General features: G+C 46.4%; 23 protein-coding genes. 9 read left to right on the top strand and 14 right to left on the bottom strand.

The annotated features are described in order from the left end of the window. The first annotated feature begins 8 nt into the window (after positions 1–8). Genes CWI82_RS09215 through CWI82_RS09225 form a run of 3 tightly spaced genes read left to right on the top strand, consistent with a single transcriptional unit; the run spans position 9 to position 2,463 of the window. Positions 9–494: a YajQ family cyclic di-GMP-binding protein gene (locus tag CWI82_RS09215; protein ID WP_130203310.1), complete on the top strand. Its 486-nt coding sequence runs from the start codon at positions 9–11 to the stop codon at positions 492–494. 5 nt (positions 495–499) lie between these two features. Then, entirely contained in the window at positions 500–1,177 is a 678-nt protein-coding gene (locus tag CWI82_RS09220) for a class I SAM-dependent methyltransferase (RefSeq protein ID WP_130203311.1), read from the top strand. Then, entirely contained in the window at positions 1,174–2,463 is a 1,290-nt protein-coding gene (locus CWI82_RS09225) for an anti-phage deoxyguanosine triphosphatase (protein WP_130203312.1), read from the top strand. Before CWI82_RS09220 ends, CWI82_RS09225 begins: the two co-directional genes overlap by 4 nt. Here CWI82_RS09225 and CWI82_RS09230 read toward each other — a convergent pair. From CWI82_RS09230 to CWI82_RS09240, 3 genes are read right to left on the bottom strand one after another with little or no spacing between them, the layout of a single operon-like run. After that, positions 2,449–5,091 carry an EAL domain-containing protein gene (locus CWI82_RS09230; RefSeq protein WP_199286260.1) on the bottom strand — a complete coding sequence of 881 codons (2,643 nt, stop codon included), beginning with the start codon at positions 5,089–5,091 and terminating at the stop codon, positions 2,449–2,451. The two genes, CWI82_RS09225 and CWI82_RS09230, sit on opposite strands and share 15 nt — an antisense overlap. Before the next feature lie 26 nt (positions 5,092–5,117). Then, positions 5,118–6,362 (bottom strand): APC family permease, encoded by a 1,245-nt coding sequence (locus tag CWI82_RS09235; RefSeq protein ID WP_130203313.1) that lies wholly within the window; start codon positions 6,360–6,362, stop codon positions 5,118–5,120. A gap of 19 nt (positions 6,363–6,381) precedes the next feature. Beyond that, positions 6,382–7,365, bottom strand: coding sequence for an LLM class flavin-dependent oxidoreductase (locus CWI82_RS09240; RefSeq protein WP_165383913.1), 984 nt, complete (start codon positions 7,363–7,365; stop codon positions 6,382–6,384). Between the two features lie 83 nt (positions 7,366–7,448). On the opposite strand from CWI82_RS09240, the gene CWI82_RS09245 reads away from it, so the two are divergent. Then, positions 7,449–7,913 carry an EVE domain-containing protein gene (locus CWI82_RS09245; RefSeq protein ID WP_130203315.1) on the top strand — a complete coding sequence of 155 codons (465 nt, stop codon included), beginning with the start codon at positions 7,449–7,451 and terminating at the stop codon, positions 7,911–7,913. Here the strand turns inward: CWI82_RS09245 and CWI82_RS09250 are convergent. Continuing rightward, complete coding sequence (locus CWI82_RS09250) at positions 7,900–8,883, bottom strand: sensor domain-containing diguanylate cyclase (RefSeq protein WP_130203316.1); 984 nt, start codon at positions 8,881–8,883, stop codon at positions 7,900–7,902. The genes CWI82_RS09245 and CWI82_RS09250 overlap by 14 nt on opposite strands. A 93-nt stretch (positions 8,884–8,976) precedes the next feature. On the opposite strand from CWI82_RS09250, the gene CWI82_RS09255 reads away from it, so the two are divergent. Continuing rightward, positions 8,977–9,420, top strand: coding sequence for a nuclear transport factor 2 family protein (locus CWI82_RS09255; RefSeq protein WP_130203317.1), 444 nt, complete (start codon positions 8,977–8,979; stop codon positions 9,418–9,420). Here CWI82_RS09255 and CWI82_RS09260 read toward each other — a convergent pair. The 10 genes from CWI82_RS09260 to CWI82_RS09305 all read right to left on the bottom strand — a co-directional run bounded on the left by CWI82_RS09260 (position 9,417) and on the right by CWI82_RS09305 (position 22,414). Further along, complete coding sequence (locus CWI82_RS09260; protein WP_130203318.1) at positions 9,417–10,343, bottom strand: alpha/beta fold hydrolase; 927 nt, start codon at positions 10,341–10,343, stop codon at positions 9,417–9,419. The genes CWI82_RS09255 and CWI82_RS09260 overlap by 4 nt on opposite strands. Further along, entirely contained in the window at positions 10,340–11,848 is a 1,509-nt protein-coding gene (locus tag CWI82_RS09265) for a flavin-containing monooxygenase (protein WP_233340238.1), read from the bottom strand. Before CWI82_RS09265 ends, CWI82_RS09260 begins: the two co-directional genes overlap by 4 nt. A 1-nt stretch (position 11,849) precedes the next feature. Next, on the bottom strand, positions 11,850–12,467 hold the full coding sequence (locus tag CWI82_RS09270) for a glutathione S-transferase family protein (RefSeq protein ID WP_130203319.1): 618 nt from the start codon (positions 12,465–12,467) through the stop codon (positions 11,850–11,852). Between the two features lie 85 nt (positions 12,468–12,552). Next, on the bottom strand, positions 12,553–13,662 hold the full coding sequence (locus CWI82_RS09275) for a PepSY-associated TM helix domain-containing protein (RefSeq protein WP_130203320.1): 1,110 nt from the start codon (positions 13,660–13,662) through the stop codon (positions 12,553–12,555). A 14-nt stretch (positions 13,663–13,676) separates the two neighbouring features. Then, positions 13,677–15,833 (bottom strand): TonB-dependent siderophore receptor, encoded by a 2,157-nt coding sequence (locus CWI82_RS09280; RefSeq protein ID WP_233340240.1) that lies wholly within the window; start codon positions 15,831–15,833, stop codon positions 13,677–13,679. Positions 15,834–15,919: 86 nt separating this feature from the next. Beyond that, positions 15,920–16,795, bottom strand: coding sequence for a LysR family transcriptional regulator (locus tag CWI82_RS09285; RefSeq protein WP_130203322.1), 876 nt, complete (start codon positions 16,793–16,795; stop codon positions 15,920–15,922). Between the two features lie 36 nt (positions 16,796–16,831). After that, positions 16,832–18,763, bottom strand: a complete 1,932-nt coding sequence (locus CWI82_RS09290; protein ID WP_130203323.1) for a diguanylate cyclase domain-containing protein — start codon at positions 18,761–18,763, stop codon at positions 16,832–16,834. 88 nt (positions 18,764–18,851) lie between these two features. Beyond that, entirely contained in the window at positions 18,852–21,047 is a 2,196-nt protein-coding gene (gene katG / locus CWI82_RS09295; protein ID WP_407681429.1) for a catalase/peroxidase HPI, read from the bottom strand. A 158-nt stretch (positions 21,048–21,205) separates the two neighbouring features. Further along, positions 21,206–21,634 (bottom strand): c-type cytochrome, encoded by a 429-nt coding sequence (locus CWI82_RS09300; protein ID WP_130203325.1) that lies wholly within the window; start codon positions 21,632–21,634, stop codon positions 21,206–21,208. A 9-nt stretch (positions 21,635–21,643) separates the two neighbouring features. Then, positions 21,644–22,414 carry a nuclease-related domain-containing protein gene (locus CWI82_RS09305; RefSeq protein WP_130203326.1) on the bottom strand — a complete coding sequence of 257 codons (771 nt, stop codon included), beginning with the start codon at positions 22,412–22,414 and terminating at the stop codon, positions 21,644–21,646. A gap of 171 nt (positions 22,415–22,585) precedes the next feature. On the opposite strand from CWI82_RS09305, the gene upp reads away from it, so the two are divergent. The 4 genes from upp (at position 22,586) to CWI82_RS09325 (ending at position 26,507) form a co-directional block, all read left to right on the top strand. Further along, positions 22,586–23,215, top strand: a complete 630-nt coding sequence (gene upp / locus CWI82_RS09310) for a uracil phosphoribosyltransferase (RefSeq protein WP_130203327.1) — start codon at positions 22,586–22,588, stop codon at positions 23,213–23,215. A gap of 73 nt (positions 23,216–23,288) precedes the next feature. Next, positions 23,289–24,908, top strand: a complete 1,620-nt coding sequence (locus CWI82_RS09315) for a serine protease (protein WP_130203328.1) — start codon at positions 23,289–23,291, stop codon at positions 24,906–24,908. Next, complete coding sequence (locus CWI82_RS09320) at positions 24,901–25,566, top strand: hypothetical protein (protein ID WP_130203329.1); 666 nt, start codon at positions 24,901–24,903, stop codon at positions 25,564–25,566. Before CWI82_RS09315 ends, CWI82_RS09320 begins: the two co-directional genes overlap by 8 nt. Further along, positions 25,563–26,507, top strand: coding sequence for a hypothetical protein (locus CWI82_RS09325; RefSeq protein WP_130203330.1), 945 nt, complete (start codon positions 25,563–25,565; stop codon positions 26,505–26,507). The genes CWI82_RS09320 and CWI82_RS09325 overlap by 4 nt, the downstream gene beginning before the upstream one ends.

Consider the following 26,507-nt stretch of genomic DNA (forward strand, 5'->3'; position numbering starts at 1 on the left):
ATGCGAACATGCCAAGTTTTGATATTGTTTCTGAAATCGATAAAGTTGAATTAAAAAATGCTGTCGACAATGCTACCCGCGAATTGACCACGCGATTTGATTTTCGTGGTGTTGAAGCAACCATCGAACTCAATGATTTAACTGTAACGTTAACGTCAGAATCTGACTTCCAAGTGCGTCAGTTACAAGACATTTTCAACAATCACTGCGCTAAGCGTAATATCAGCTTAGCGGGTATCGACATTCCAGATGAGCCGTCCCACAGCGGCAAAACTTACAGCTTGGCGCTCACTTTCAAGCAAGGTATTGATCAGCCGCTTGCCAAAGATATCACCAAAAAAATCAAAGAGAGCAAACTGAAAGTTCAATCATCGATTCAAGGTGACAAAGTGCGCGTAACCGGCAAAAAACGCGATGACTTGCAACAAACTATCGCGATGTTGCGCAGCTCGGATATCGAATTACCACTGCAGTTCGAGAATTTCCGCGATTAATTAGCATGCCGGCCTGTCCGTTATGCCACGCTTCTACAACCTCGTTGTTGTATACACAGCAGCGAGGTCCCCTTGCGCAACGTGAATATCATCGCTGTCATCAATGCCAGTTGATTCATGTTCCGGCCGCATTTCATCTTGATAACGCGGCAGAAAAATATATTTACGATCTGCACCAGAATGACCCTAACGATTCCCGTTATCGCGAGTTTTTGCGGCGTCTGTTTGAACCGATGCGTGAACGTTTGCCGGCCTCTGCAACAGGCCTCGATTTTGGGAGCGGCCCCGGCCCCGCTTTAAGCTGTATGTTTAACGAAGCCGGCTTAACCTGCCAAACATATGATATCTATTACGATAACGTGCCGGAGCGGTTAGCCGTCACTTACGATTTTGTCGTGTGCAGTGAAGTCATCGAGCATGTCGCGAAACCTCTCGAGGTGTTCCAACAGTTGCTTAATTGCCTTAAGACTGGCGGATTACTAGGCGTCATGACACAGCGCTGGACGTCAACCGACCGATTCCCCGGCTGGGGTTATCGTAATGACCCAACGCACATCAGCTTTTTTCATGAACAAACTTTTGCATATTTAGCCACAAAGTTTGGCTTAGAGCTGACTATTTACCCACGTGATGTGGTAATTTTTAAGAAACCTCAAGTAGCAACTAAGGATAGCAACGCATGACCTCGCATTGGCAGCAACGCCGCTCGGGCGGCCCATCAAATAGACCGGGCGATTTACGCACACCATGGCAACGGGATCGTGCGCGCGTGTTGCACTCTGCAGCATTCCGACGATTACAATCGAAAACTCAAATCATGAACGTCGGTGAAAACGACTTTTATCGAACCCGACTCACTCATAGCCTAGAGGCAGCGCAAATTGGTGCTTCGCTGATCAATCAGCTCCAGCAAGTTTGTGCCGAGCACGAAGCACAGTATCTGCCTGACTTAAATCTGATGGAAACGTTGTGCCTAGCGCACGACATTGGCCATCCGCCATTTGGCCACGGTGGCGAAGCCGCATTGCACTTTAAAATGCTGGGCTCTGGTGGCTTTGAAGGCAACGGCCAAACGTTTCGAATTGTCGGTAAACTAGAGGCCTATCATCCTGAACACGGAATGGACTTAACTCGCCGTTCACTGTTGGGTTTATTAAAGTATCCGGTGTTGATGCCAGCACTTGAGGCGCCGAAAAATATTTCACACCCAGGCAGCTTAGCAAAATGGAAGCCGGCAAAAGCGCTCTTCGCCTGTGATTCTGATCTACTCGATTGGGTGCTTGAGCCACTGTCTACTGCTGACCGTGAATTGTTTCAAGCGGTCGATAAACTCGCTGAAGCACCGTGGCAAAAATCCAAACATAAGGCTCTGGATGCGTCTCTCATGGAGTTGGCCGACGATATTGCTTATGGCGTTCACGATTTAGAAGATGCCGTGGTAACCGGTACGCTTAGCGAGAGCCAATGGCATGCGCATGTCGATAAAGTGATTGACCAATTGCCAACTGAGCTAGCACAGCTGATGCAAGAGCTCGGCGAGCAGCTGTTCGCCCGCGAACATCACCAACGCAAGAATGCCATTGGCTCATTGGTGAATATTTTTGTCACCAAGGTTCGGCTAGAAGAGGTTCTGCCCGAAGCTAATGAACCATTGATTCGATATAATGCGACGCTACCTGATGCCGAAGCTTACTTGCTGAAAAGTCTAAAAGATGTGGTGTTTGAACACGTCATTAACGAGCCATCGATTCAACAGTTACGGTATCGTAGTCAGAATATGTTGCTTGATTTGTTCACTGCGCTGCACACCGAGCCGCTGCGCTTATTACCGCGCAATACGCGTGAACGGTGGCAAAAGGCATCGGCGGAACAAGGGCAGCAAGCAGCCGATCGCATACTGTGTGATTACGTTGCCGGTATGACTGATGATTATGCTGAACGTATGTACCGCAATTTATTTGTGGTCTAGCCACGTTAATAAATCGCTCAGCGGCAACGGTTTACAGAATAGATAACCTTGCATGAAGTCGCAGGCATAGCGCGTGAGATAATCGCGCTCTGCTTCGGTTTCGACACCCTCGCCAACTACTTCAATACCAAGCTCAGCGGCCATGGTTAACATACCGCGGGTAATTGCTGCATTACGCGAGTTGCTATCGATGTCCTGCACGAAGCAACGGTCGATTTTCAATTTTTGAGCGGGAATCACATTCAAGTAGCTTAAGCTGGCGAACCCGGTGCCAAAGTCATCAAGAGCTATCTCAAGACCCAGTTCGCGTAATTCAGCCATCATGCGCAGCGCCCCTGCCGAGTCTCGTAGCAACACGTTCTCAGTAATTTCCGCGACCAATTGATTTGGCTTAATCGCGTATTTCTTTATCAAACCGGCAACGGTCTCAATGAAATCATCACGGTAAAACTGCATCGGCGAAAAATTCACACTGACTTGAGCAACACCGGATTCACGCAATGTCGCCAAGTCTTTGCAGGCTTGTTCAAGTACCCAATTACCAATCGCAACGATTTGTCCAGTACGCTCGGCCAGTGGAATAAAATCAGCAGGCGAAATATAACCGCGCTCAGGGTGCGCCCAACGAACCAAGGCTTCAACGCCAACAATTCCGCCGCTACGCGAGACTATGGGTTGATAGAACACTTCAAATTGAGCTTTTTGAATGGCTTCTTGGAGTTGTGCTCGCAAGGTAATTTGCTGCTGCGTATCAAGATCCAAGTCAGGTGAAAACCACTGATAAGTGCCACTACCACGGCGCTTGGCTTCGTACATGGCAACATCAGCATGTTGAATGAGCTCATTTGGATTCTTCACCGCTATTTCGCTACTTGCGATACCGATAGCCGCGGATAAACTGACTTCAGCATCATCATAAGCAAATGGTGCGTCAAAGGTTTCCAATATTTTACGGGCAATTGGAATCACACTCTCATCCGTTTGCGCACTTTGAATAACAGCGACGAATTCATCGCCACCAAAACGTGCGAGTAAGTCATGCTTCGGCATCACACTGCTCAAACGTTTTGCCGTTTGCACGAGTATATGGTCACCGCACTCATGACCAAGGCTATCGTTCACTGGCTTGAAGCCATCTAAGTCGATAAATAGGACATATACTCGCGCGCTATTATTTGCCACCGAACGTTGTAAAAATCGCTCTAACGCAGTGCGATTCGGTAAGCCCGTTAACACATCATGCTCGGCGTTATATGCCAACTCAGCTTCGCGTTCAACGCGCTCAGAAATATCGTTTTGTAAGCCAACAAAGTGACTCACTTCATGATTAACATCCCGCACCGGCGAAATGATTAACTCGTTCCAAAACGGTTTACCGTCTTTACGATAATTGCGAATCACGCAGCGAATTTCACGTTGTTCTCGCAGCGCTGCCGAAATTTCTCGCACGGTGTTCGGGTCAGTATCTGCGCCCTGTAAAATACGGCAATTGCGTCCGATTATTTCTTCGGGTTGATAACCGCTGATATCACTAAATGCCGGATTAATATAAATAATTGGAAAGCCTGGACGACGAGCATCACTGATCACAACACCATTCGTACTCGCTTCCACACTGCGATTGAATATTTGTAGACGCTCTTCGTATTCACTTTGTTGCGTAATGTCTTTCGCGATACCGTGAACACCCGTGATTTTGCCATCAACAATCATCGGGATATTCGTTAATTCCAGTTTCTTTAAAACGCCCCGACTGTTTAAAATTCTCACTTGGTAGTGCTGTGGCTCACCTTCTTTGGCAGCTTCGAAATGCCGACGCATAAGGGCATGGTCTTCTTCGACTAGGTTTGTTTCGTAATGCCGTCCAATAACTTGTTCCACTGGGAGTTCAAGGAGTTTCTCACCAGCTTTATTGAGGCTGGTAAAAAAGCCATCGAGATTAAGTGTAAATACGGCTTCTGGGTTGTGCTCAAACAATGATGCTGTTTGCTGTTCGCTGCGCAGCCGATCAATCCGATCTTGATGCTGCGCAATCACCAGTGAAATAAGATCGCGACTACGTTCAATTAAACGCGCTTCTTCTGCATCTGGGATTCGCGCCTGAGTCGAATACAACGCAAACGTACCCAATAAGCGTCTATCTGTTGGTGAAAATACCGGAAATGACCAAGCTGCGCGTAATTTGTATTGGTCAATCAGCGCCAAGAAAACTTCAAAGCGCGGATCAATTAACATATCTTCAACCACAACAGGTTGTTTTAACGCAGCAGCCGTACCGCAGGCACCAACGCCTTCAGCTATTGGCAAATTCTGAAGGGCTTTGGTGAATTCAGGTGGAAGTGATTTTACCGCAACGGCATCAAGTGCTGTTCTTTGCGTGTTCACCATCATCACGGATGCAAAACAGTCTGGAATTTGAGTTTCTACCAGCTCGCAAATATCGGCGAGCTTGTCGGCTAATGGATGGTCTTGTGCGAGCGAGCTTAACGTGTCGTATTCAGCGTCGATAAAGGCTTGCAGATGTTTTGTTTGGTTGCGGGCGCGGCGCCAAAAAAATAAGGCAAAAAATAGCGCAACGAAAAGCACTAGCGCCAGCCCTATAATAATTCCGCCTGAATAATGCTCCACCCAATTATTTCCTTAATGCTGTGATGCTAATCCGAGCGGTGACTTGCGCGAAAGGCATGCCAAATAAGACCGACACCTATCAATATGAGCCCAACATACAATATTTGCAACTCAATAAATGCCGCTAACGACAAACAACTTATTAATCCTAAAACAGAAATCCAACGTGGCACGAAGCGCTCCTCAGCTTTGACTCTTAATGCAGCCAAGTTGGTAATGCTGTAATACACTAAAACGGTAAACGCACTAAACGACCAAGCTATCTTCAAATCGCCGCTGATCACAACCAGTAACATCACAATAAACGTGACCCATACCGCTGTTGGTGCAGACGTGCGTTGCTGATTCAACTGCGACCATTGTTTCGGTAAGTCACCGCGGCGCGCCATCGCTAACACCACCCGCGAAACTCCTAAAATAAGATTCAAAATGACGCCACACATGGCTATCACGGCACCAACGGCTACCAGTTGTCGCCATACACCAGATGGCAGTAAATTTGATAATACGAAATCGCCACTGCTGGTAAGCGGCAAGTAATGTAAAATTCCCCAACCAATCAACGCATACAACAGCGTGACAACAACTACGGTGGCGAGAATAGCGCGAGGTATCACATGGCGCGGGTTTTGAACTTCCTCACCCATGGTCGCAATGCGTCCGTAGCCGGTGTACGCCACAAATAATAAACCAGCGCTCGCCAGAAGGCTTCGCCAAGTTGGCTCGTCTGCAATCCCCACCTCAGGCATCGGCCTGTTGGCGCTTACCGCCACGAATACCAGCAACGCACCAATTGCTAGCGCAACTAATATAGCATTGGCACGATTCGAACGGCGCAGCCCGCCTAATACCAACAGTGTGAATATCAGTAAGGTTATACCAGCAATCACTTGCACCAACCAACTAGGGCCGGCAAGCCAGTTTTGTAGCGCAACACCAACCGCTAATGCCGCCGTTGCAGCACTGGCACTTTTCGCGAGCACAAACAGCCAGCCCGCGGTAAAACCAAGTTGCCGATTTAAAAACTGATAACCATACTCATAAGTTCCGCCACTAACGGGGTGAATTGCAGCCAGTTGCGCGCTAGATAAACCATTAAACGTTGCAACGACGGCGGCAATCAGCAATGCCCAGATTATCCATGAGCCGGCCAATTCAACGCCGAAACCAATACTTACAAACGCACCAGTACCAATAATTGAACCGAGCCCGAGTAAAATGGCCCCCCCAAGTGATGTACTACGCATCAATTGTTGCTGTGGTTGATTCATGGTTTACCCTTTTTGGCGATTAATCGAAGCGGCAATCTTTAGCAATTTCAAAACTTCGTAACCGCGCACTATGATCATACGCATGACAGGTCAAAATTAGTTCATTCACACCGGTCGCTTTTTTGAAATCGCGTAAATATTGGTGAACCTGCTCAGCTGTGCCCGTCGCAGAATACTTCAGCGCATGATTAGCAGCGGCTAATGCCATAGGGTCAACTTTATCTTCAATATTATCGATAGGTGCGGGTAATGGGCCCGGATTCCCTTGCCGTAATGCCATAAATTGCAATTGCATGGAACTCTTAAGGCGTTTTGCTTCTACTTCGGAATCGGCCGCAAATACATTTACCGCCGCCGCAACATAAGGCACAGCGAGATAAGCTGATGGCTTAAAGTTGTTGATGTAGGCCTCGATTGCCACGTGCAAGTAATCAGGCGCAAAATGAGATGCAAACGCATAGGGCAAACCCAGTTGCGCAGCTAACTGGGCACCAAACAAGCTTGAGCCTAATAACCAAACTGGTACCTTAGAACCTGAACCTGGCACCGCTTTAATTTTTTGTCCAGGTTGTGGGTCGGCCAAGTATCCGAGTAATTCTTGGACGTCTGCCGGAAAGTTATCGGCGCTATCATAGCTACGGCGCAAAGCACGTAGCGTCGCACCATCGGTGCCAGGTGCTCGCCCAAGCCCAAGATCAACGCGCTCTGGATATAAAGCCGCTAAAGTACCAAATTGCTCAGCGGCAATCAGCGGCGCATGGTTTGGCAACATGATACCGCCAGCCCCAATCCGAATGGATTTCGTCTGCGCACCAATATAGGCAAGCGCTACAGCTGTTGCCGCGCTGGCAATACCGGTCATATTGTGATGTTCAGCCATCCAATATCGATGATACCCCCAAGCCTCGCAATGCTGGGCCAGATCGGCAGAGTTGAGTAACGATTCTCGCGCGTTACTGCCTTCGGTAATCGGTGCTAAATCTAAGACAGAAAGTACAGCCACAACAGCTCCTGTATCTACTTCTTGGTGAAACATTTTAGTATGCTAACAGACAATGGTGTCATTTCTTATAAAGGCAAATAAATATGCAGTATTGGCTGATGAAAACCGAACCGAATGAGTGCAGTATCGACGATTTTGCCAACCAGCCAAGCGAGGTGATTCGTTGGGATGGTGTACGTAATTACCAAGCACGTAATTTTATGCGAAACATGCACATTGGTGATGAGGTTTTTATCTATCATTCAAGCTGCGCCCACATTGGCATTGCGGGCATTGTGCGAGTCACTCGCTCGGCATACGCTGACCCTAGCCAATTTGATACTGAATCACCCTACTTCGATAGCAAAGCAACGAAAGAAAAGCCCCGTTGGGATGCGGTGGATTTACAATTTGTGCGGAAATTCTCGCAAATCATCTCACTCGATAAGCTGAAAACATTACCCGAGTTAGCCGAAAATTCACTGGTAAAAAAAGGGAGTCGTTTAAGCGTAGTGCCGTTCAGTAAAGCGGAACGCGATGCTGTGCTGCAGCTCACTAATCAGCAATAAGACTACAGTTACGACCTTTCGATTTGCTCTGATACAAGGCATTGTCTGCCAGTTTTAATAGCGTATCGGCGCTGGCGCTGGATTCTTTGATAACGGCTACACCGGCACTAATGGTGACAATGCCTGCAACCGTATCGGCATTCGGTATCGCTAAATCGGTGACTGCGGTTCGAACCCGTTCAGCAACCTGTAGGGCTTGTTTACAGGTTAAATTCGGTAATAACATCACGAATTCTTCGCCACCGTAACGAGCAACGACATCAGCCGCGCGCTGTGCATGCCGCGACAAGACTTGCGCAACGCGCTTCAAGCACTTATCTCCGGCGGTGTGCCCGTAGGTATCATTGAACGTCTTGAAATAATCGATATCAAAATAGATTAAAGCCAACGGCTGATTATTTCGTTTCGCACGTTCAATTTCTCGTTTCAGTGCATCATCGAAATAACGTCGATTTGCCAGTTGCGTGAGTTCATCGGTAATCGTTAACTTTTCCAATCGCCGCATGGCGTCGTTTAACTGTGCAGTGCGTTCTTGAACTTTGGCGTCGAGGTATTGATTAATCATCAATAGTTCGCGCTGGGGGTCAATAAAATCGGTTAGATTATGTGAGGTACCCCAAATATGTGTCACCTCGTCTTCGGCATCAACAATAGGCACTAAAAACGTGCGAAATAAATACTCTTTGCCATTGATGACCGGTGTCTGTTCAAATTCCAATGGCATCTTGTCAGCCAAGCATTTATGGTAACCATCAAGAATGCCATCGGGATACTTGCCCGACGCAACAAGCTCAGAGAATTTAGTTCCTGGCTTTTGGCGAGGGTCCAGTGCGAGCGCAGCAGGATTTGCAAGAATCATCTCAAAGTCGTTGGCAATAGGTTTGCAGATCCAAAACGGATTTAACGACTTTTTCCATAACTGTTTGAAAAATAAATCCAGTTCTTCTGGATGAAATGGAACCTGCTTCACTGCCGCGCTCTCTCGTTGACTAAACAATTTTTATACATATTTTTATTGAATTTAATACATCACCCTAATGTAGTACAGATGCTGGAGAATGCCATGCGACAACTTTTGACCGTAATTATGCTAGCCCTTTGTTTTCCTGTGATTGCGCAGGAATCCAAGCAACAAGAAATTACCAAAACTTTACATTGGTTCATGGAGGGAGCGAGCATCAACAGCGCATCTGTTCATGACGCATTCTGGGCAGATGAACTCGTTTATACGAGTTCAAGCGGTAAACGTTTTGGTAAAAGTGAATTGATGGATGGCGTTCGCAGTGGTGGCGAGATCACCGAGGAGCCATTGACGAACTACTATACTGCGGAAGATATTCAAATCGCATTTTATGGTGAGACAGCGGTGATTAATTTCACTTTAGTCAGTAATACCGATAATCACGCTGGTTATTCCCGCGAGACCTTTCTCAACAGCGGCGTCTTCATTCAACGTGACGGGCGCTGGCAAGCAGTGAACTGGAACGCCACACGCGCCAGCAACTAATGCTCTAAAAATTCGGTGACACGTTGTGCCGCTTGTTGCGGCACTTCAACCATCGGCATATGGCCGATACCATTGAAAATCGTTAACTCACTTTGACGAATACCTTGATGCCATAAAGGTGCAGCTGATGGACTCAGTATCCGATCTTGGTCCCCCCAAATAATCAGCGTCGGGACGCGAATGAGTCCTAATCGATTATCCAACTGATCATGGAAACGAAAGTCTTGTGCAATATGTGCATAGTTTGCTTTGCGCTCGCGATAACGCTCTGCCATGCCCCGTAATACAAATTGCGGCACAAACGGTGGCTGCGCCATGGTACGGTCATAAAACTCAAAGAACTCAGCCGTGGAGTCGATTTCGAACAATGACTCACCACGACTAAACATCTGTTCAGTTTCAGTCGGTTCAGGTGGCGTAACACCAGCCGGATTAAACACGACAATTTTGTGCGTTTTGAGCGGATACATAATGGCAAAATTAGCCGCAATCAGCCCTCCCATCGAATTACCAATAATGGTTGCTTGTTCAACATTCAGCGTATTCATCAACTGCGCAATTCGATCCGCCTGCGCAGACGCTCGATACGACCAGCCACTGAAATATCCGGTTTCGCCATGCCCTGCTAAGTCAGGAATAATTACGTGATAGCGCTTGTTTAGTTGGTTTGCAAATCGCAGCCACAACTCTTTCGATGCCGTGTAGCCGTGTAATAAAATCAGCGTTTCATCAGCATTGTGCGCATTGCGTTCATATATCGCCATTTCCATGTCATCAATGCGCACAAAAGACTTCTCAAAACCATATAACTTGGCCTCTGCGGCACCAACTGCATCATAAAACGCCAGCCCAACGCGCGGGTGTAATGAAGCCAGCCATGCGGCGAAACCCAATACGAGAAGCGTAACCAGAAACTTTTTCACGATGACTCCTGCATGCTACTTGGTGGTAAACAGTGATGTTGTGGTTTAAAACGTCGCGCCATAAGACGATACACAAAACTAAACCCAGGATACATCGCAATCACATGACCACTTTTGCTTTTGTACCAGCTATTGCAGCCACCACTATGCCAAACAGTTTTACGCATTTCACGATGAATCATGGCGGTATAGTCAGCTTCCGCTTGCTCGGAAACTTCAATCACGCCACCCTGTTTATCGGCGAACTTTAACGCCCGCATTATGTATTGCATCTGCGACTCAATCACGAAAATTGCAGATGTATGGCCAATGCCGGTATTCGGGCCAGTCACTAAAAACAAATTCGGAAATTTTGGTAAGGTTGTGCCTAAATAAGCGCGCGGATATTCATGCCAAAATTCGCGCAGAGTCGTGTCATCTCGGCCGATTATCTCGTAGCCAACAGCGCCGTCTGTCGCATCAAACCCTGTTGAATAAACAATTAAATCAAGCTCAACCTGATTCCCTTGTGCCGTGACGATGCCAGTTTCGGTAATTTCGGCAATGCCATCATCTTTATCATGTAACGTGACATTGCTTCTGCTGAGCGCAGGATACAGCGTGTTGGACACAATGATGCGCTTACAACCGATGGTGTAGTCAGGTGTCAATTTACGTCGTAGCTGTTCATCGGATACCTGTGAACGCAAATGCTTTAGTGCCGGCCGTTGCGCAAAAAATTTCATAAGCCCATGGGCATATTTGAACGCAAATACTCGCCATTCCAGTGCCCAATAAATGGTTTTACGTAACGCATGATAAATTACCTTATTACCAAGCAGCTTACGTACCCAAGGTGAAAATGTTCGATCGGGGCGGGGTAAGACCCAATGTGGCGTGCGCTGAAATACATGCAACTGCGCGACCTTATCAGCTATCGCCGGGATTACCTGAGCGGCGCTTGCGCCGCTACCGATAACGGCGACCCGCTTACCTCTGTAATCGTAACTGTGGTCCCAATGATTGGTATGAAAGCTCTTACCCTGAAAGCGCTCACGCCCCGGAAAGTTAGGAATGACTGGGTTACTGAGTGGCCCTTGTGCACTGATGACATAGCGCGCATAAATAACGTCACCGGCTTCAGCTTCAACCCGCCAACACTGCATCTCGTTTAACCAAGCAACGCGCGCAACATTAAAATTGAGAACCGTCTTCTCGCGTAACCGATATTTATCAATGATGCGATTAGTGTATGCTTCAAGCTCTGCTTGCTCAGCAAACATTTGTGACCAAGCTTGCGGTTCAGATGCCAACGAGTAAAGCGGCGACTGCACATCAACTTGTGCGCCAGGGTAACTATTTTGACACCATGTACCGCCCATAAATGGGCGACGCTCAAGCATCACAAAGTTATTCTGGCCTTCTTTCAATAAATGAATCGCCGCACTTTGTCCGCCAAATCCAGTGCCGACAATCGCAACGCTAATGGGTTGTTGCGGCGAGCTTTTCGGAGCTTGTTGCAGCAAATTACACCTTTGCCGACGCGCGTGAGTTAATTCGGTCGAACCAAGCTTGTAAATAGGTCTGTTCCTCTTTAATACGCAATTTTACAACTCGCGCAAAAGCAACCGTTGCAAACGCGTTGATATCCGCCGCAGTGAATTCATCACCGAGCAAATAGGTATTGGTTTTGAGATGTTCGTTGAGGAATTCTAAAAACTTCTCAGCCGCTCCGTAACAATCTTGTCCATAATCTGGGAAGCAATTCATGCGGTCTTTGAAGTAACCTGAGGTGTGTTGAAAGCACATGCCAACTGGCGTCATTAAATAAAAATCAACCCAGCGAGCCCACTGCTCAATTAACGCCTTTTGTTTTGGTGTGTCGCCAAGTAACTTCGGCGTTTCTGGATGTGCTTCTTCGACATAGCGGCAAATTGCCATGGTCTCGGCCAAACTGGTGCCATCATCGAGTACCGCAACCGGTACCTTTTTCATCGGATTCATGGCGACAAATTCAGGTGTTAAATTCTCACCTTTGGCGATATCAACTTGAATGAATTCAACGTGTTCGAGTAAACCTTTTTCGGCCAAAAACATGCGCACGCGACGCGGATTTGGTGCGGTTGCGGTTTCGTAAATTTTCATGGTGGGTTCCTGTGTGTTCTAACGCCTGAATAGAACACACAATGAAACAACTTGAGTAACAACGCAAGCGCTTGTTTTTGTGGTTTTATGTCTTTCTGCGTGCGCGTTTTTTCCGGCGTTGCCACCACACGTAGGTACCTGTTATTGCCAACAGTAACGGTGTAACGCCGACGATACTCCAGATAATTTTTACCGTTAAGCCGCCGAAAGTACCAAAATGCAATCGGCGAAAGCTATCAAGCGTTTTCGCGCCAACACCTTGCTCATTCAGGTTGTACGTGCTCAGGTACTCACCCGTTTGCGGATCATAATTGCTCACGCTGCCATAATTACTCAAAAGCGGGTTCGCGGTTGGCGCGCGTCCAAATACCGTAAACGGTAATTCCGGCTCATACGGGAAGAGTAAGTACGTTGGCTTAAAGCCGTCGATACGTAGCTGACTATCCGCTACTAACGCGTCAATATTCAAATTTGTATGATAAAGGCGTTCGGTCATCACATGATGCTCGGCCCCATCGGCATGCTCCGTCCACTCTTCATAGAAAATCAGAATATTGTAGTAGCCTCCCGTAATCGCTAACACCAACAGTACTGGCGAGGCGAGCGTTCCAACCATTTTGTGCACATCGCTGAACACCGCAAGTAGACGCTGATTCCAACGTAACGTGAACAAACGCGCCCAAAAGCGCCGATACATAATGAGCCCTGACACACCCATGAACAATAAAAATACCGACAGAATAAGCCCAATAATTAAACCTAGGTGTTCGGGCAAGTGCTTCAGGTCGTTGAGCATCAGCGTGTAGTGAAACTCAACCAGCCAATCGGTCAAGTAGTGGCCGGTTGCTTTCGGCTGACTCAACAGTTCACCCGTGTATGGATTTAAATGAGCTTTGTGCCATTCATCGGTGCCGCGCTTAATCACAAAGATACGGTCGGCTTCATCATGGCCAGCCGGGAAAACTTCCCAACTTCCAAATTCATAGCCCGGTAACTGTGCGTTTACCTTGGCCGTTAATTCAGTCAACGGCAACCGCGGTTGTTCGGTGGCAGGCAACGTTGCAACAGACGGTAGCAGGAGTGCATCAATTTCTTTTTTGAAAACTAAAATGCTGCCGGTTAAACAAATAAGAAGAAAGGGGATCATACAAATGATCCCCGCCCAACCATGCCATTTATGGAGAGTCTTTCGCATTGTTGGTTAAACCTTTAAAACGAGTAGCTTAATGTCGCTGAATAGTTGCGAGGTGCGCCATAGTAGCCTTGTGTGGCCCACAGTAGGCTGTTGATATATTTTTCATCGGTCACATTATTCGCATTCAATGACACCAACAGCTTCTCGTTAACTTGGTAGCTGGCCATCAAATTCAAGCGTCCGTAAGCGTCCTGAGTGGTCACAATCGTTTCGCCTGCGTTGGCATAGCTTTCACCAACGGTACCTTGTACACGCGAGATTGTGTCCTGCCACTGATAGCTCACGCCAAACTTCCAATTTTCAGCGAACATTGGACGATAAGTGAGCGCCCCACGGAATAAATTTTCAGGGGTGTAATCTTCAACGGTTGTATCACCATCAAGTTCAAACACGCTTGCCGCAATACTGCCTTGCAGACCCGGCGCGAGTTCACCCGAAAGTTCTACTTCAAAGCCGTTGCTGGTAACGCCATCGGCTGCGCGATAAACAGTTTCCGGTGCATTAGTGTTTGGATTTGTCACGGTGCCGTCGCCAACGGCTAGATTCTTCTGCGTCACGTCAAAATAAGCGGCTGACAACAAGGCGCCACCATTAAATAATTCGGTTTTAATACCAATTTCGGCAGTTTCACCTGTCAATGGTGGTAGTCGATTAAATTCACGGTCGCGCAAGTTTTGTGCTTGGAACGTTTCGGTATACGACGCATAAACTGTTGTCGCGTCGTTGACGTTATGAGTTAAACCAAAGTACGGAATAAATTCAGCATCATCGCGTGATTGATCAACACCATAACCAATGCCGTCGGTTTTGAATTCGTTATAGCGACCGCCTAGCAGTAATTTTGTGTCGATACTTAAACTGAAGCGCGCTTGCGCATAAATAGCTTTTTGGGTGTTATCAATTTCACTACCTGCTAAGCCATCAGTGAATTCAGGAAATGGCGTGTTACCGTCCCAATCTTCCAACGCAGGCATTGCTGGGAAACCGTTTCCAGTGTGAAAGTCATACAACGACGTATCGATATAATCTAAACGAGCATAGTTTGCGCCCAAAACAACTTCGTGCTCTAAACCACCGAGTTCAAAATGGCCTGACACATAGGCATCGACGGTGTCTTGTTGGTCATCCAAATCATACTCGCTACCATAGCCTAATAGACCCAATCCAGTCTCCGGGTCTAACCCCACTGAAGGGTCTGGCAGATAGGTATAAAACAAGAAACTATCTTCATCGGTTCGCACTCGGTTGTAAGCGACACGCAACGTCCATGAATCATTCAATGCGGACTCGATATCAATAAAACTGCGGCTTTCTTGCACGGTCCAGTTCGACCAATCGGCAGCAATATTTACCGAGCGATCAAAATCCGTTGGTGTTCCATCACCATAATGTAACGTCACTGCACCCCACATATTGCCATCGGTATCACTGCGATGCTCGCTATGACCAACGGTGATCAGCGTGTCGCTGGTAGGCGCATAATCAATCACACCATAGACAACCTGTGAGCTATTTTCGTAGCGATCAAGATACGATTCACTATTATCATTCACGACAACCAAACGACCTCTTAACGAGTCCGTTAATGCACCAGAAAAGTCGCCTTCAATACGTTTCCCTGACCAAGAACTTAGCGTTACTGAAATACTATTTTGAGATTCGGAAGTCGGTCGCTTGCGCACCAGATTAACGGTTGCGGAAGGGCTACCAACGCCAGTCATGATACCGTTTGCGCCATGCACAACCTCGACTCGCTCATAGATCGCTGAATCGATGCGGCCATGAGTATTACTGTTAATCAGCGGCAAACCTAAACCGTCCACCTGGAAGTTATTCACTTCAAAACCACGCGACGTGTAATAAATTCGATCAGTTTCAACTTGTTCAACATTAATGGTGGCGGAAGTTTCGAGAATTTTGTTGATGTCATTGAGGGCAAAATCGCGGATTTTCTCTTGCGTGATCACGGTCACTGTTTGCGGTGTTTCCTTCACGTTAATATCCAGCTTTGACGCAGATTGTTGCTCGCTTGCAAGGTAACCGCTTTGTTGTTCACCACGAATTTCTAGGCGTTCGATGGCTTCGGTAGTTTGCGGCTCGAGCGAGCTTGCAAAAGCTGACGGTATACCCGCCAAAATAAAAGCTGAAGTTATTGCAGAGAACTTGATCACGTCCATACCCCTATAAATGAATGAATAATAGATAGGGGAGCGATCCTAATGCAAATAAGAATGATTCGCAATAGCGTTTTTATGGATTAATTTGTCAGGTATCGAACATGTCCAATAAAGCTACGGGCGACGGGCCCAAGTGTTTCGGCGTCGCGGAAATTAAGGTAAAAGTTAGTGGTGCGAGTGCCACCACGGTTGAGTTGAATGGGCACAAGAAGACCATATTGCAACGCTTCTGCAATCGCGCGGCGGGGTAAAAATGCAAAACCGAGGTTCTTCTGAATGAGCTCGATAGAGGTTGCTAAATGGCTCACCGTCCAGCGCTGCTCAGAACCGAGCCAACCAATATCCGTCTTTTTCTCAACGCCTGAATCACGAAGGACAATTTGACGATACTGTTTGAGATCTTCTGGCGTCACGTTTTTCTTCTGCGCCAATGGATGCTGCGCACCGCAAACCGCAATAAATTCCAGCTGACATAAGTCTTCACTGAGTTCGTTCGCGAGGGTAAATGGCGACAATGCGATTTCTGCCATGCCCTTGTTCAAAAGCTCGTTGGCACCGGTCAATATTGTTTCGATGACTTCAAGGTGGACAATCGGGTATTCATTCGAAACTTCAGCTAACGCTTGATAGAGCACGTCTTTCGGAAATGCCTCGTCCACCGCTATTGCAAGCTTTGACTCAACACCTTGCTTAAGATTCTGAGCAACGTTTTCAAGTCGTTCAGTTTCAGCGAGCAAGTAATTAATACGGCGAAGAAGCTGCTGGCCGGCATGAGTCACTGCGGTCTTGCGACCATGCACCTCAATTAACTGCACGCCCAGCTGCTCTTCTAATTTATTCACCGCATGGTGCACCGTCGATTGGCTTTTGTGGACGTGATCGGCGGCTTGCTGAAAGCCACCAAAATCAGCCACTGCTTTAAACATACGCCATTGTTCAATGGTTGAACGCGCCATGCATGAATCTCCAAACGTCGGTTGAGTATTCGTATCTTATTCTTTTAACAACTCTTCTGCCATGACGGTTCTATTCCCGCCGCGACGCTTCGCTAAATATAACTGGGTGTCAGCCAGTCGAATGACGTCACTTGCGGATTGCCCCGGTTTAATCGGTGCAACACCAAAGCTAATTGAGAGTGCGCCAATTCCTGAAGCGCTATGATTGTGTTCAATACCAAGCTGCGTGATACCGCTACGCAGGTTATCAATATACTCCGGTTGTTTAGTAATAAGTCGCTGCGGCAAGATTATCGCCAGCTCTTCGCCGCCATATCTGTACACATTGGTTTGCTCGCAAGCATTCATTAAATATTGCGCGATTTTTTGCAGCGCCTGGTCACCGGCTTCGTGTCCATAATTATCGTTATATGCTTTGAAGCTATCGAGATCACCCAAAACCAATAACGACGGCTCGCTGTCTGGCTGCAATGCCTGTGCTAAATCACGATCAAATGCGCGGCGATTCATTAGGCCGGTTAAGCCATCCATATTGGCGAGAGCTTCAAGCATTTTATTTGCTCGCGCAAGCTCGCGAGTACGCTGTTCTACTTTTTCCTCAAGTTGCTCTTGTGCTTTGATAAAGCGTTTCGCCATGGTCACAAAGGCATTCAAAGCATAGCGCACTTCACCCTTTAATTTACCTTTTAAAGTTTCGCCTGAAAGAACGTCTTTGTAGTTACGGGCGTCCATCATGGAGGCCACGTGAGCCATTTCCGTGAGCGGTTTACTCACGTCGCGGCGAACCAGTAAATAAACGACCATCAGCACGAGTAACACCAGCGCAACACCGCCAATAATTAGCCGTACAGGTAAAACAGCCGCCTCACGCTGTATATTCAATTTTGGATAAATGGTGACATACCACCAGTTCGGGTTATCGATGCGTTGGAACGTAACAACATGGTCCTCGAAAAAATCATCCAACGTCGACGTGTCTGCGCTGAGTTCTCCACTTAAAATTTTCGCGTTAATACTTAAAAATGCCGGATCTGGATACGTCTCAGGCGTCAGCAACGCTTGCTCTTGAACAAGATCAAACGCGATATTTGTTGCAGAAATTAATTGCCCTCGGCTGTTCAGAACAAAGTGCTCGGCATCTGGACGCTGCCGTTGGGTCAGATCAGCGAGCAATTGGCTGATGCCCACATCGAAACTCGCATTTGCAAGATGCTTCCCAGCATAATCGATTGGCCGCTGATACGTAATGGTCCAATATCCTGCTGTAATATCGTAGTACAAGCCGGTCCAATTGGGTTTGCGTTCAGGGTTTTCACTTTGCAGGGTGGATTTTACGACCGAGTAATTGGTAATAACGAGATCTTTGTCTGCGAGCAGTCCCCAAGGTTGATCGGGTGAGTACAGCATTAAGATATTTTCCGGCATGGAAAAATGCGTATTGGTCACCACATGCTGCCAGGCAGGGCCTAATTCGTTCAGAATACTCAGCGCAACCGTTGAGCGTAACTTCAACTCGGATGTCATCGGTTGCGGACGCGGCCCAACGAACGCTGACAAATACTCAAAACGCGTGTTATCGATGGTTGTACCGCTGTGAAATGTGACGGGCAAGCGCAGCACACCGGGTGATGTTTCTTCATACCATGCATCAAACGCATCGACCGCCTGCTCATAACGCAGCGAGTTGGTGTCGTTATAAAACTCATAGCGCTGCACAAATCGTTCGGCCAGCACATCACCAAATGCTTCAATACGCTCAAAGAACCGTTGATTACGTTCTATTTTTTGCGCAACGTCTCGGTTCAAATCACGCATAAACTGATGCTGTGCGTTTTGGTAAACAACGTAGAACGTCACGATTGAACCGAAAATGACCAGGCCAATCGCCCAAGCACTAACACGGAGAAGAAGCCGTGTCGTTAAACGCTCGGTTGCATGCAATCTTCTATCATTGCGACGACGTTCCATTCTAAATCTCTCTATCTTTTTTCTTAGTTTAGATAATTATTGGCACAAAAAAAGGGAGCAATCAGCTCCCTTTTTAACTTTTTTTTAATTACTTCATGTCAAAGCGATCAAGGCGCATGACTTTCACCCATGCATCCACAAAGTCATTCACAAATCTCTCATCTGTGTCGCTCTGTGCATAGAATTCAGCAATTGCGCGAAGCTCTGAGTTCGAACCGAAGATTAAATCAACCGGCGTCGCAGTGTACTTCAATTCACCTGAACTGCGGTCACGACCTTCGTAAACACCTTCTTGGCCTTTGGCCGGTGCCCACTCAGTGCCCATGTCTAACAAGTTCACGAAGAAATCGTTCGTTAACTGGCCTGGGCGGTCAGTGAATACGCCGTGCTTCGAGCCACCGTAGTTCGCATTCAACGCACGCATACCACCTACCAATACAGTCACTTCTGGTACCGTTAAGGTCAACAAGTCAGCGCGTTCAACCAATGCTTCGGCTGGTGACATCATCACATCTTTGGTGTAGTAGTTGCGGAAACCATCAGCTTTCGGTTCTAACACATCAAATGAATCGTCGGTCCACTCTTGTGTGGTGTCGTTACGACCTGGTGCAAATGGTACAGACACAGTGTAACCCGCATCTTTCGCTGCTTTTTCAATCGCTGCAGCACCACCCAACACAATCACGTCAGCCAACGATACACGCGTGCCTTTTGGTAATGAACGGTTGAAGTCTTTTTGGACTTTTTCCAACGTTGCCAAGGTCTTCTTCAGCTCTTTTGGATTGTTCACCGCCCAATCTTTTTGCGGCGCTAACGCAATACGAGCACCGTTTGCACCACCACGCATATCGGTACCGCGGAAGCTTGCCGCAGAAGCCCATGCAGTGCGCACTAACTCAGACACTGACAAACCTGAATCCAAAATTTTCTTCTTCAGATTCGCAACATCACGGTCATTGATCAGCTCATAATCCACCGCTGGAATTGGGTCTTGCCAAATCAAAGGTTCTTTTGGCGAAGTGTCCACGATGTAACGTGCACGCGGGCCCATGTCGCGGTGAGTCAATTTGAACCAAGCTTTTGCAAACGCCAATTCGAACTCTTCTGGGTTCTCATGGAAACGCTTCGCAATTTTGCGATATTCAGGGTCAAACTTCAGTGACAAGTCAGTCGTGAACATGATTGGTGCATGACGCTTGCCAGGAATATGCGCATCTGGAACCAAGTTTGACGCTTGACCGTCTTTTGGAATCCACTGAATGGCGCCAGCTGGGCTGCGTGTTTGTTCCCACTCAAAGCCAAACAAGTTATCAAGATACTGCGTAGTCCAGGCAGTTGGATTTACTGACCATGCACCTTCTAAGCCTGAAGTGATAGTATCTTCAGAGTGGCCTTTACCACACTTGTTTTTCCAACCTAAGCCTTGCTCTTCGATTGGTGCGCCAGCAGGAGCTTCACCCAAACATTCGTCTGGCTTGTGTGCACCGTGTGCTTTACCGAAGGTGTGACCACCAGCAATAAGAGCAACAGTTTCTTCATCGTTCATTGCCATGCGGCCGAATGTTTCGCGAATGTCTTTTGCAGCAAGCAATGGATCAGGATTACCGTTTGGACCTTCTGGGTTGACATAAATTAGACCCATTTGAACTGCAGCCAAAGGACGCTCAAGTTCACGATCGCCGCTATAACGCTCGTCCGCTAACCATTTCTTCTCTGGGCCCCAATAAACTTCATCTGGTTCCCAATCGTCTTCACGACCCGCTGCGAAACCGTAGGTTTTAAAGCCCATTGATTCCAGCGCGACGTTACCGGTAAGGACCATTAAGTCAGCCCACGACAAGTTGTTGCCGTACTTTTGCTTGATTGGCCACAACAAACGACGCGCTTTGTCCAAGCTCACGTTATCTGGCCAGCTGTTCAATGGCTCAAAACGCTGTTGACCGCCACCTGCACCACCACGACCATCATGAATACGATAGGTACCCGCACCGTGCCAAGCCATACGAATAAAGAACGGACCATAGTGACCGTAGTCCGCTGGCCACCAGTCTTGAGAGCTAGTCATTAAGGCTTCGATGTCTTTCTTAACTGCATCAAAATCAACTTTCTTGACAGCTTCTGAGTAGTCGAAATTGGCCATTGGGTTAGAGCTAACGTCGTGATCACGAAGTGGGCTTAAATCGAGTTTGTCTGGCCACCAGAACATTTGTGATTTGCTATCAGGAGCTGCCATCGCGCCTGATGAAAATGCCATGGTAACAGCAATCGCTGCAGCCGATAGCATCGGGATTGATTTCTTGAACATGAGATGATTCCTCCAAAAGGGACCGTTTCTGAGTCAAATTGACTATAGTAGAAATAATCGATTCTGCGAGGGAACTACAAACAGGAAAATTCGATTAGATTAATCGAAACTGCTGTTTTCTCAGTAAATTCGCGGGCTCAGCCGCCATATTTGAGGTACGCCATAAGCGCATCGCGGTCTTCTTTTTTGGGTAAGCCGGTAAATGGCATGCACATATCTTTAACCATTTGCTGTGGATTTTCCAACCACTCGTAAAGGGTTGATTCCGTCCAAACAATGTCATGCTGTTTTGTGGTTTCAGGAAAAGTATAGCCATCGATTGTGGCAATTTCTCGGTCAATTAAATCCGCAAGATGTGGGCCGAAAAATTGGCTTTTGTTAGCATCCATACTGTGACAGGCAGAACAGCGATATTTGAATACTTTTGCGCCTTTGGCGATTAAAGCTGGGTCGTTAGGAATCGTCGAGGATTGCGCCGAAGTTTGAGCAAACGACGGTAGCTTCGAGTCAGTTGATTCGCAGCCAAGCAATAGAAACAACGGCAATATCCCGATAAACTTCTTCACAACCCACCTCTACTTCGTACGGATATAACGGCTTAGATGATACGCGCTAAGATGAATATCTTCATCACACATTTGCTGACGCGCCTTACCAATGTAATTTGGCAAAACTCGAGGGTTAAGGACCGAAATATCAGCAGATCGCCCTAATTCAGTCGTTTTCACATACCAACCCGGAAATACTACGATACCTTTAACTGGTAATCGCTTACCAGTACTTTCATGTAATAGATTATGAAGCCAAGTGCTGGCTGCTTTCGCTTGGCTAACCGCATCTGACTGTAGTGGTTTGCCACCCATTAAAATCTGTTTACCGTTGTAAAACAGTACCGATTTCGAATTTGATAATTTCGACATGGTTTTCGTTTCAATCACATACACACCGGAGCGGTGAATAACGACATGATCGAGATTAAAGTTTTCACCTTCAATATCATGGAATACTTGGGCACCATCGAGGCGCAAGCGTTCAAGAAACTGACCAACTGCTTTTTCGCCATCACGACCTAGTTTGAGCTTCTGTGCTTCTTTTAGTGCTTGGTAAATCTTAAAGATACAAAACAGAATGATTGGAACGAGAATAATGGATAAAGTAATCGGATTTGGAATTTCTTCTTTGTACCAAATCCACCATATATTTCCTAAGAAAAAGGTAAAAGTAAAAGCGAGCCCCAAATAGAAGCCGACTTTGTCAAACATAAGATCAATCAAGCGCCGCTCAAGCGATTCACCCGGGTTTCTAAGAGGCCTATCTTTAAGAGGTGAGATTTTTTGAATTTTCATGGCTACTCCTTAGCTCTGTAATAACTATTTAATACCCTCAGCCACGGATATTGTCCATTTATGACTCTTTTGTTTACATATATCACAGTACTACTTTGAATAATTCAAAGGAAATTCATCGACCATGCGTTAAAATTAGTTAACTACGTTTCTAACTAAAAGAGAATACCAATGCCATTACACGTCATTAAACATCCGCTTGTGCAGCACAAACTTGGGCTGATGCGCGAAGCTGATATTTCTACTAAAAGCTTTCGCGAGCTTGCCAACGAACTTGGTAGCTTATTAACGTATGAGGCGACCAAGGATTTTGAACTCGAGCCGCATACCATTGACGGTTGGAGTGGCGAAGCCATCAACGTTGAGAAACTCAAAGGCAAGAAGGTGACGGTGGTTCCAATCTTACGGGCGGGAATTGGCATGCTCGATGGCGTTCTCGATTTAATTCCGAGCGCAAAGGTCAGTGTCGTTGGCTTATATCGCAATGAAGAAACTTTAAAACCCGTCCCTTATTTCCAGAAATTAGTGAAAGACATCGACCAACGTACCGCTCTCGTGATCGACCCGATGCTGGCAACTGGCGGCACCATGGTGGCAACGCTTGATATGCTCAAACAACATGGCTGCAAAGATGTGCGTGTTTTGGTTTTAGTCGCTGCGCCCGAGGGTGTGGATAAGGTGCTTGAATCATACCCAGATATCCACATATACACCGCGGCGCTTGACTCACATCTTAATGAACACGGCTATATTGTTCCTGGCTTAGGTGACGCTGGCGATAAGATCTTCGGCACCCGCTAAATTGTTTACGTTTTGTTGACGTTTGCCGAAAAAAAATACTATAAAGGTGCAAACGTCAAACAAAAGCATCGCTATGAAAACAACAAAAACAATCGCTTCATTAAGCTTTATTAGCCTTTTATCTTTATTCTCCCCCAACAGTTACAGCTCCGATGTACTGGTTTCCGCAGATTTTAATGTCGGCCAAGGATTCAATTATTTAGTAAATGGCACCTGCTATGTTGTAACGCCGAAGCATGTTCTCGGTGATGCCCAAACAGCCAATATTATGCTGCCAACACGACAGTACTTCACAGCTGACTTAGAGCACGTGTTCGACGTCGATATGGCCGTTTTAGAATCCAACATTCCTGAAGCGCAATGTAATCGAAATACATTTCTACAAGTCACTGACTTGAAGAAGTTACTCGACGTTTATCAAACCGGTGTGCTTAAAACGCGGTTAGCTGACGGCAGCGTTTTACAGTCCAAGATCGTGATTAATACAATTGATGAAACAGAGTATTTAGCGATAAAACCTGAGCGCGCAGATGAGCCATTTAAACAAGGTTACAGTGGCAGTATTTTATTTGTAGCTGACCAAGCTGCTGGTGTTTTACTTGAGGTTGATGACGAGGGTGGTGTGGTGTACCGAGCCGACGCATTGACTCAAATGCTGGATGAGCATTTCGGTGTCGAAGACACAGCTGACGTATCAGTAGTGACGGATGATGCTAAAGTAGCGGATGATGCTGAGGTGACAACGAATTCGCATTTAACCGGTCGTTTAGCGCAAAACCAAATCAAAGATCATGAAGTTAAAATGCTCGAGAATAGTCCGATTGAGTTTGTGTTGAAGGCTAACGAGGGTAATCGCATGCGGTATTCGATTCGAATTATGGATCGCCGCGAAAATATGCTACTTGATTACGACTTTTATAATGATGACCCATATAACTTTGCATTTACGCCGCCCAAGTCTGACGTTTATATCGTTCGCCTCGTCGGACTGAGCTCATTTGGTGAATTCGACATTAAAATGAATGATTTTGCCTTTGATTCAGAGCTGAGAGGGCAAGGTAATACAATCACGATTCCAACAACCATAGAACCGAAGGTTGCAAAGGATTCTGTTGCTGAATATCGATTTAAGGGCGAATCAAATAGTCCCATCGAATTCAACTTGAAAAAAGTTCCAGGACAACGGTTTAGATTCAAGATTATTGTCGTGAATAGTGAAGGTGAAGTGCAGCAAGATTATGATTTTTATTCTGACGATAATTATTCTTATGCCTTCACTCCGCCTAATAACGACACGTATACAATTAAAATCGTTGGGTTAAGTAGTTACGGCACAGCAAATATTCAAATCGATCAATGGGTGACCGACGCTGTACTGAAAAGTCCACAAAATGTCGTGACTGCTGGTGACGTTATCGAAGGCAAGCTTGCAACAAATGCTGTCGCAGAATACCGCATGATGATGACGGCCAATGCGCCTATCGACTTCAAGTTCGAGCGACACTCGAAGAGAATGAGATTCCGATTGGAAATATTTGATGAAACCAATGAACGAAGATATTCCGGCGAATTTTATTCCGACGACGAATATCGCATTGTTTTTACACCGCTATCGTCAGACGTTCATATCATTCGGTTAACTGGTATTAGTAGCCATGGTAATTACACCATCAAGTTGTTCGATTATGATTAAACATCTACTTACACTGGCGATGTTCACTGCGAATGTGGGCATTGCGCAAGCCAATCAGGTCAGCGGTTTTACCGAATCATACAGCGAAACGGTAAAGGTTTCTGGGCAGTTCTTAAAAGGCCTCCAATTTACCGACGTCGATTACCAAGTTGCACCGCACATTTATTTCCCAAGCCCCTATGAGGGGGCTGTTTGTGTGTTTGTGAGTAGTGCCGATGGCCGTTACAAATCGCAATATCAATATAACTTCACCGAATCCGTCGACGGTTTAGTTCGTATCGAATTTCCAACACAGTACATTGATGAATTGGAAGAATTCGCACCCGGTGAACTCGGTTTATTGGTTGCTGCTCAAGCCGATTGCAATGCCACCAACGGCAATTACGTGGTGGGCGCTTGGGGTATTCCAAAATCGATGAACAACATCGCGGTATTTCTTCGCAGTAATGCTCGCCGGGATGTTGCTACGCTGATTAATACTGGTAATGAAGCACCAAATAAGTCCGTAAAGTGCCAAGATTTACGTAGTAATTATCGCGTTTCGTATGACAAAGAATGCTTATTGCAAAATATAAACACGGATTCGGCAATGCGCATTGTCATTAAGCGTCGAAATTTGCGCGCAATACCTGATGAAGTAGTCGAGTTATTTCGATGAAGCGTCTCACTCTAAAAAATATTTTTCGAAAAACGGCTAAGTTTTTGTTTGGTATTTTTTTAACGAACGAAGATTTACCGTATACCGCAACAGAGTTTCGTGACCGCATCAGCTTAAGCCCGTGGCGTTGGTTACTACATATTTTGGTTGGCTTATTTTGGTTGCTGTTGGCCTACATTGTCGTTATTTCACTTCGCTTTATCACCACGCCCGATACGCTATATAACGTAACAGCGCGCTCCGAAATCATCACCATCGATTCATTTCAAAACAGTGCGTTTGTGCCCTGGCAATTAGAAAATGTGACGCGTTATGCACAATGCGGTAGCGAAACATCTTTCATTTCTGGACAACTTCAAGTTGCACAAGATACTTCGGTATATATTGAGCGTATCGGCACTCAGTCAGTGTGGATAACTTTAAGTTCCGCGACGCTCGCCCCAGTGGGATATATTCAAACGGATAATCAGCGCATTGAATTAAGTGATTGCGAAGCATTTGAGCTACAGGCTTCTGCCAATAATAGTTATACGCTACCCATTGATGGCGTGATGACAATAGGTGGCGAAGTCAAAGAAGCGTCAGCACGCGAACCAATTCTACATGATGGTTCTGTCGCTATTTCTGATAAAGGCGCTTGGTCAGGGCAGTATTATCAAACTGAGCCATATGCGCTTGAGTTAGGTGACAAGTTCTTTATTCAAAACCCATCGATTCAAAGCTCTGGATTTATATTCGTAGATGATTCACTGGGCATGCAGGTGACCTTCAATGGCAAAGGAGATGCAGGTGTTATTCAACGTTATAAATCGGAAGATATTATTCTGAAAAACAGTATTTGGACGAAACTCGCACACGACGAAAGTTTATTGTTTTTATGGCTATTCTTAGTTGCGGCATTCTCGTTATTAAAGTTTGTGATTCGGGTCAATATCGAGTGA

The organism is Pseudidiomarina tainanensis, assembly GCF_004214835.1.
Lineage (GTDB): Bacteria > Pseudomonadota > Gammaproteobacteria > Enterobacterales > Alteromonadaceae > Pseudidiomarina > Pseudidiomarina tainanensis.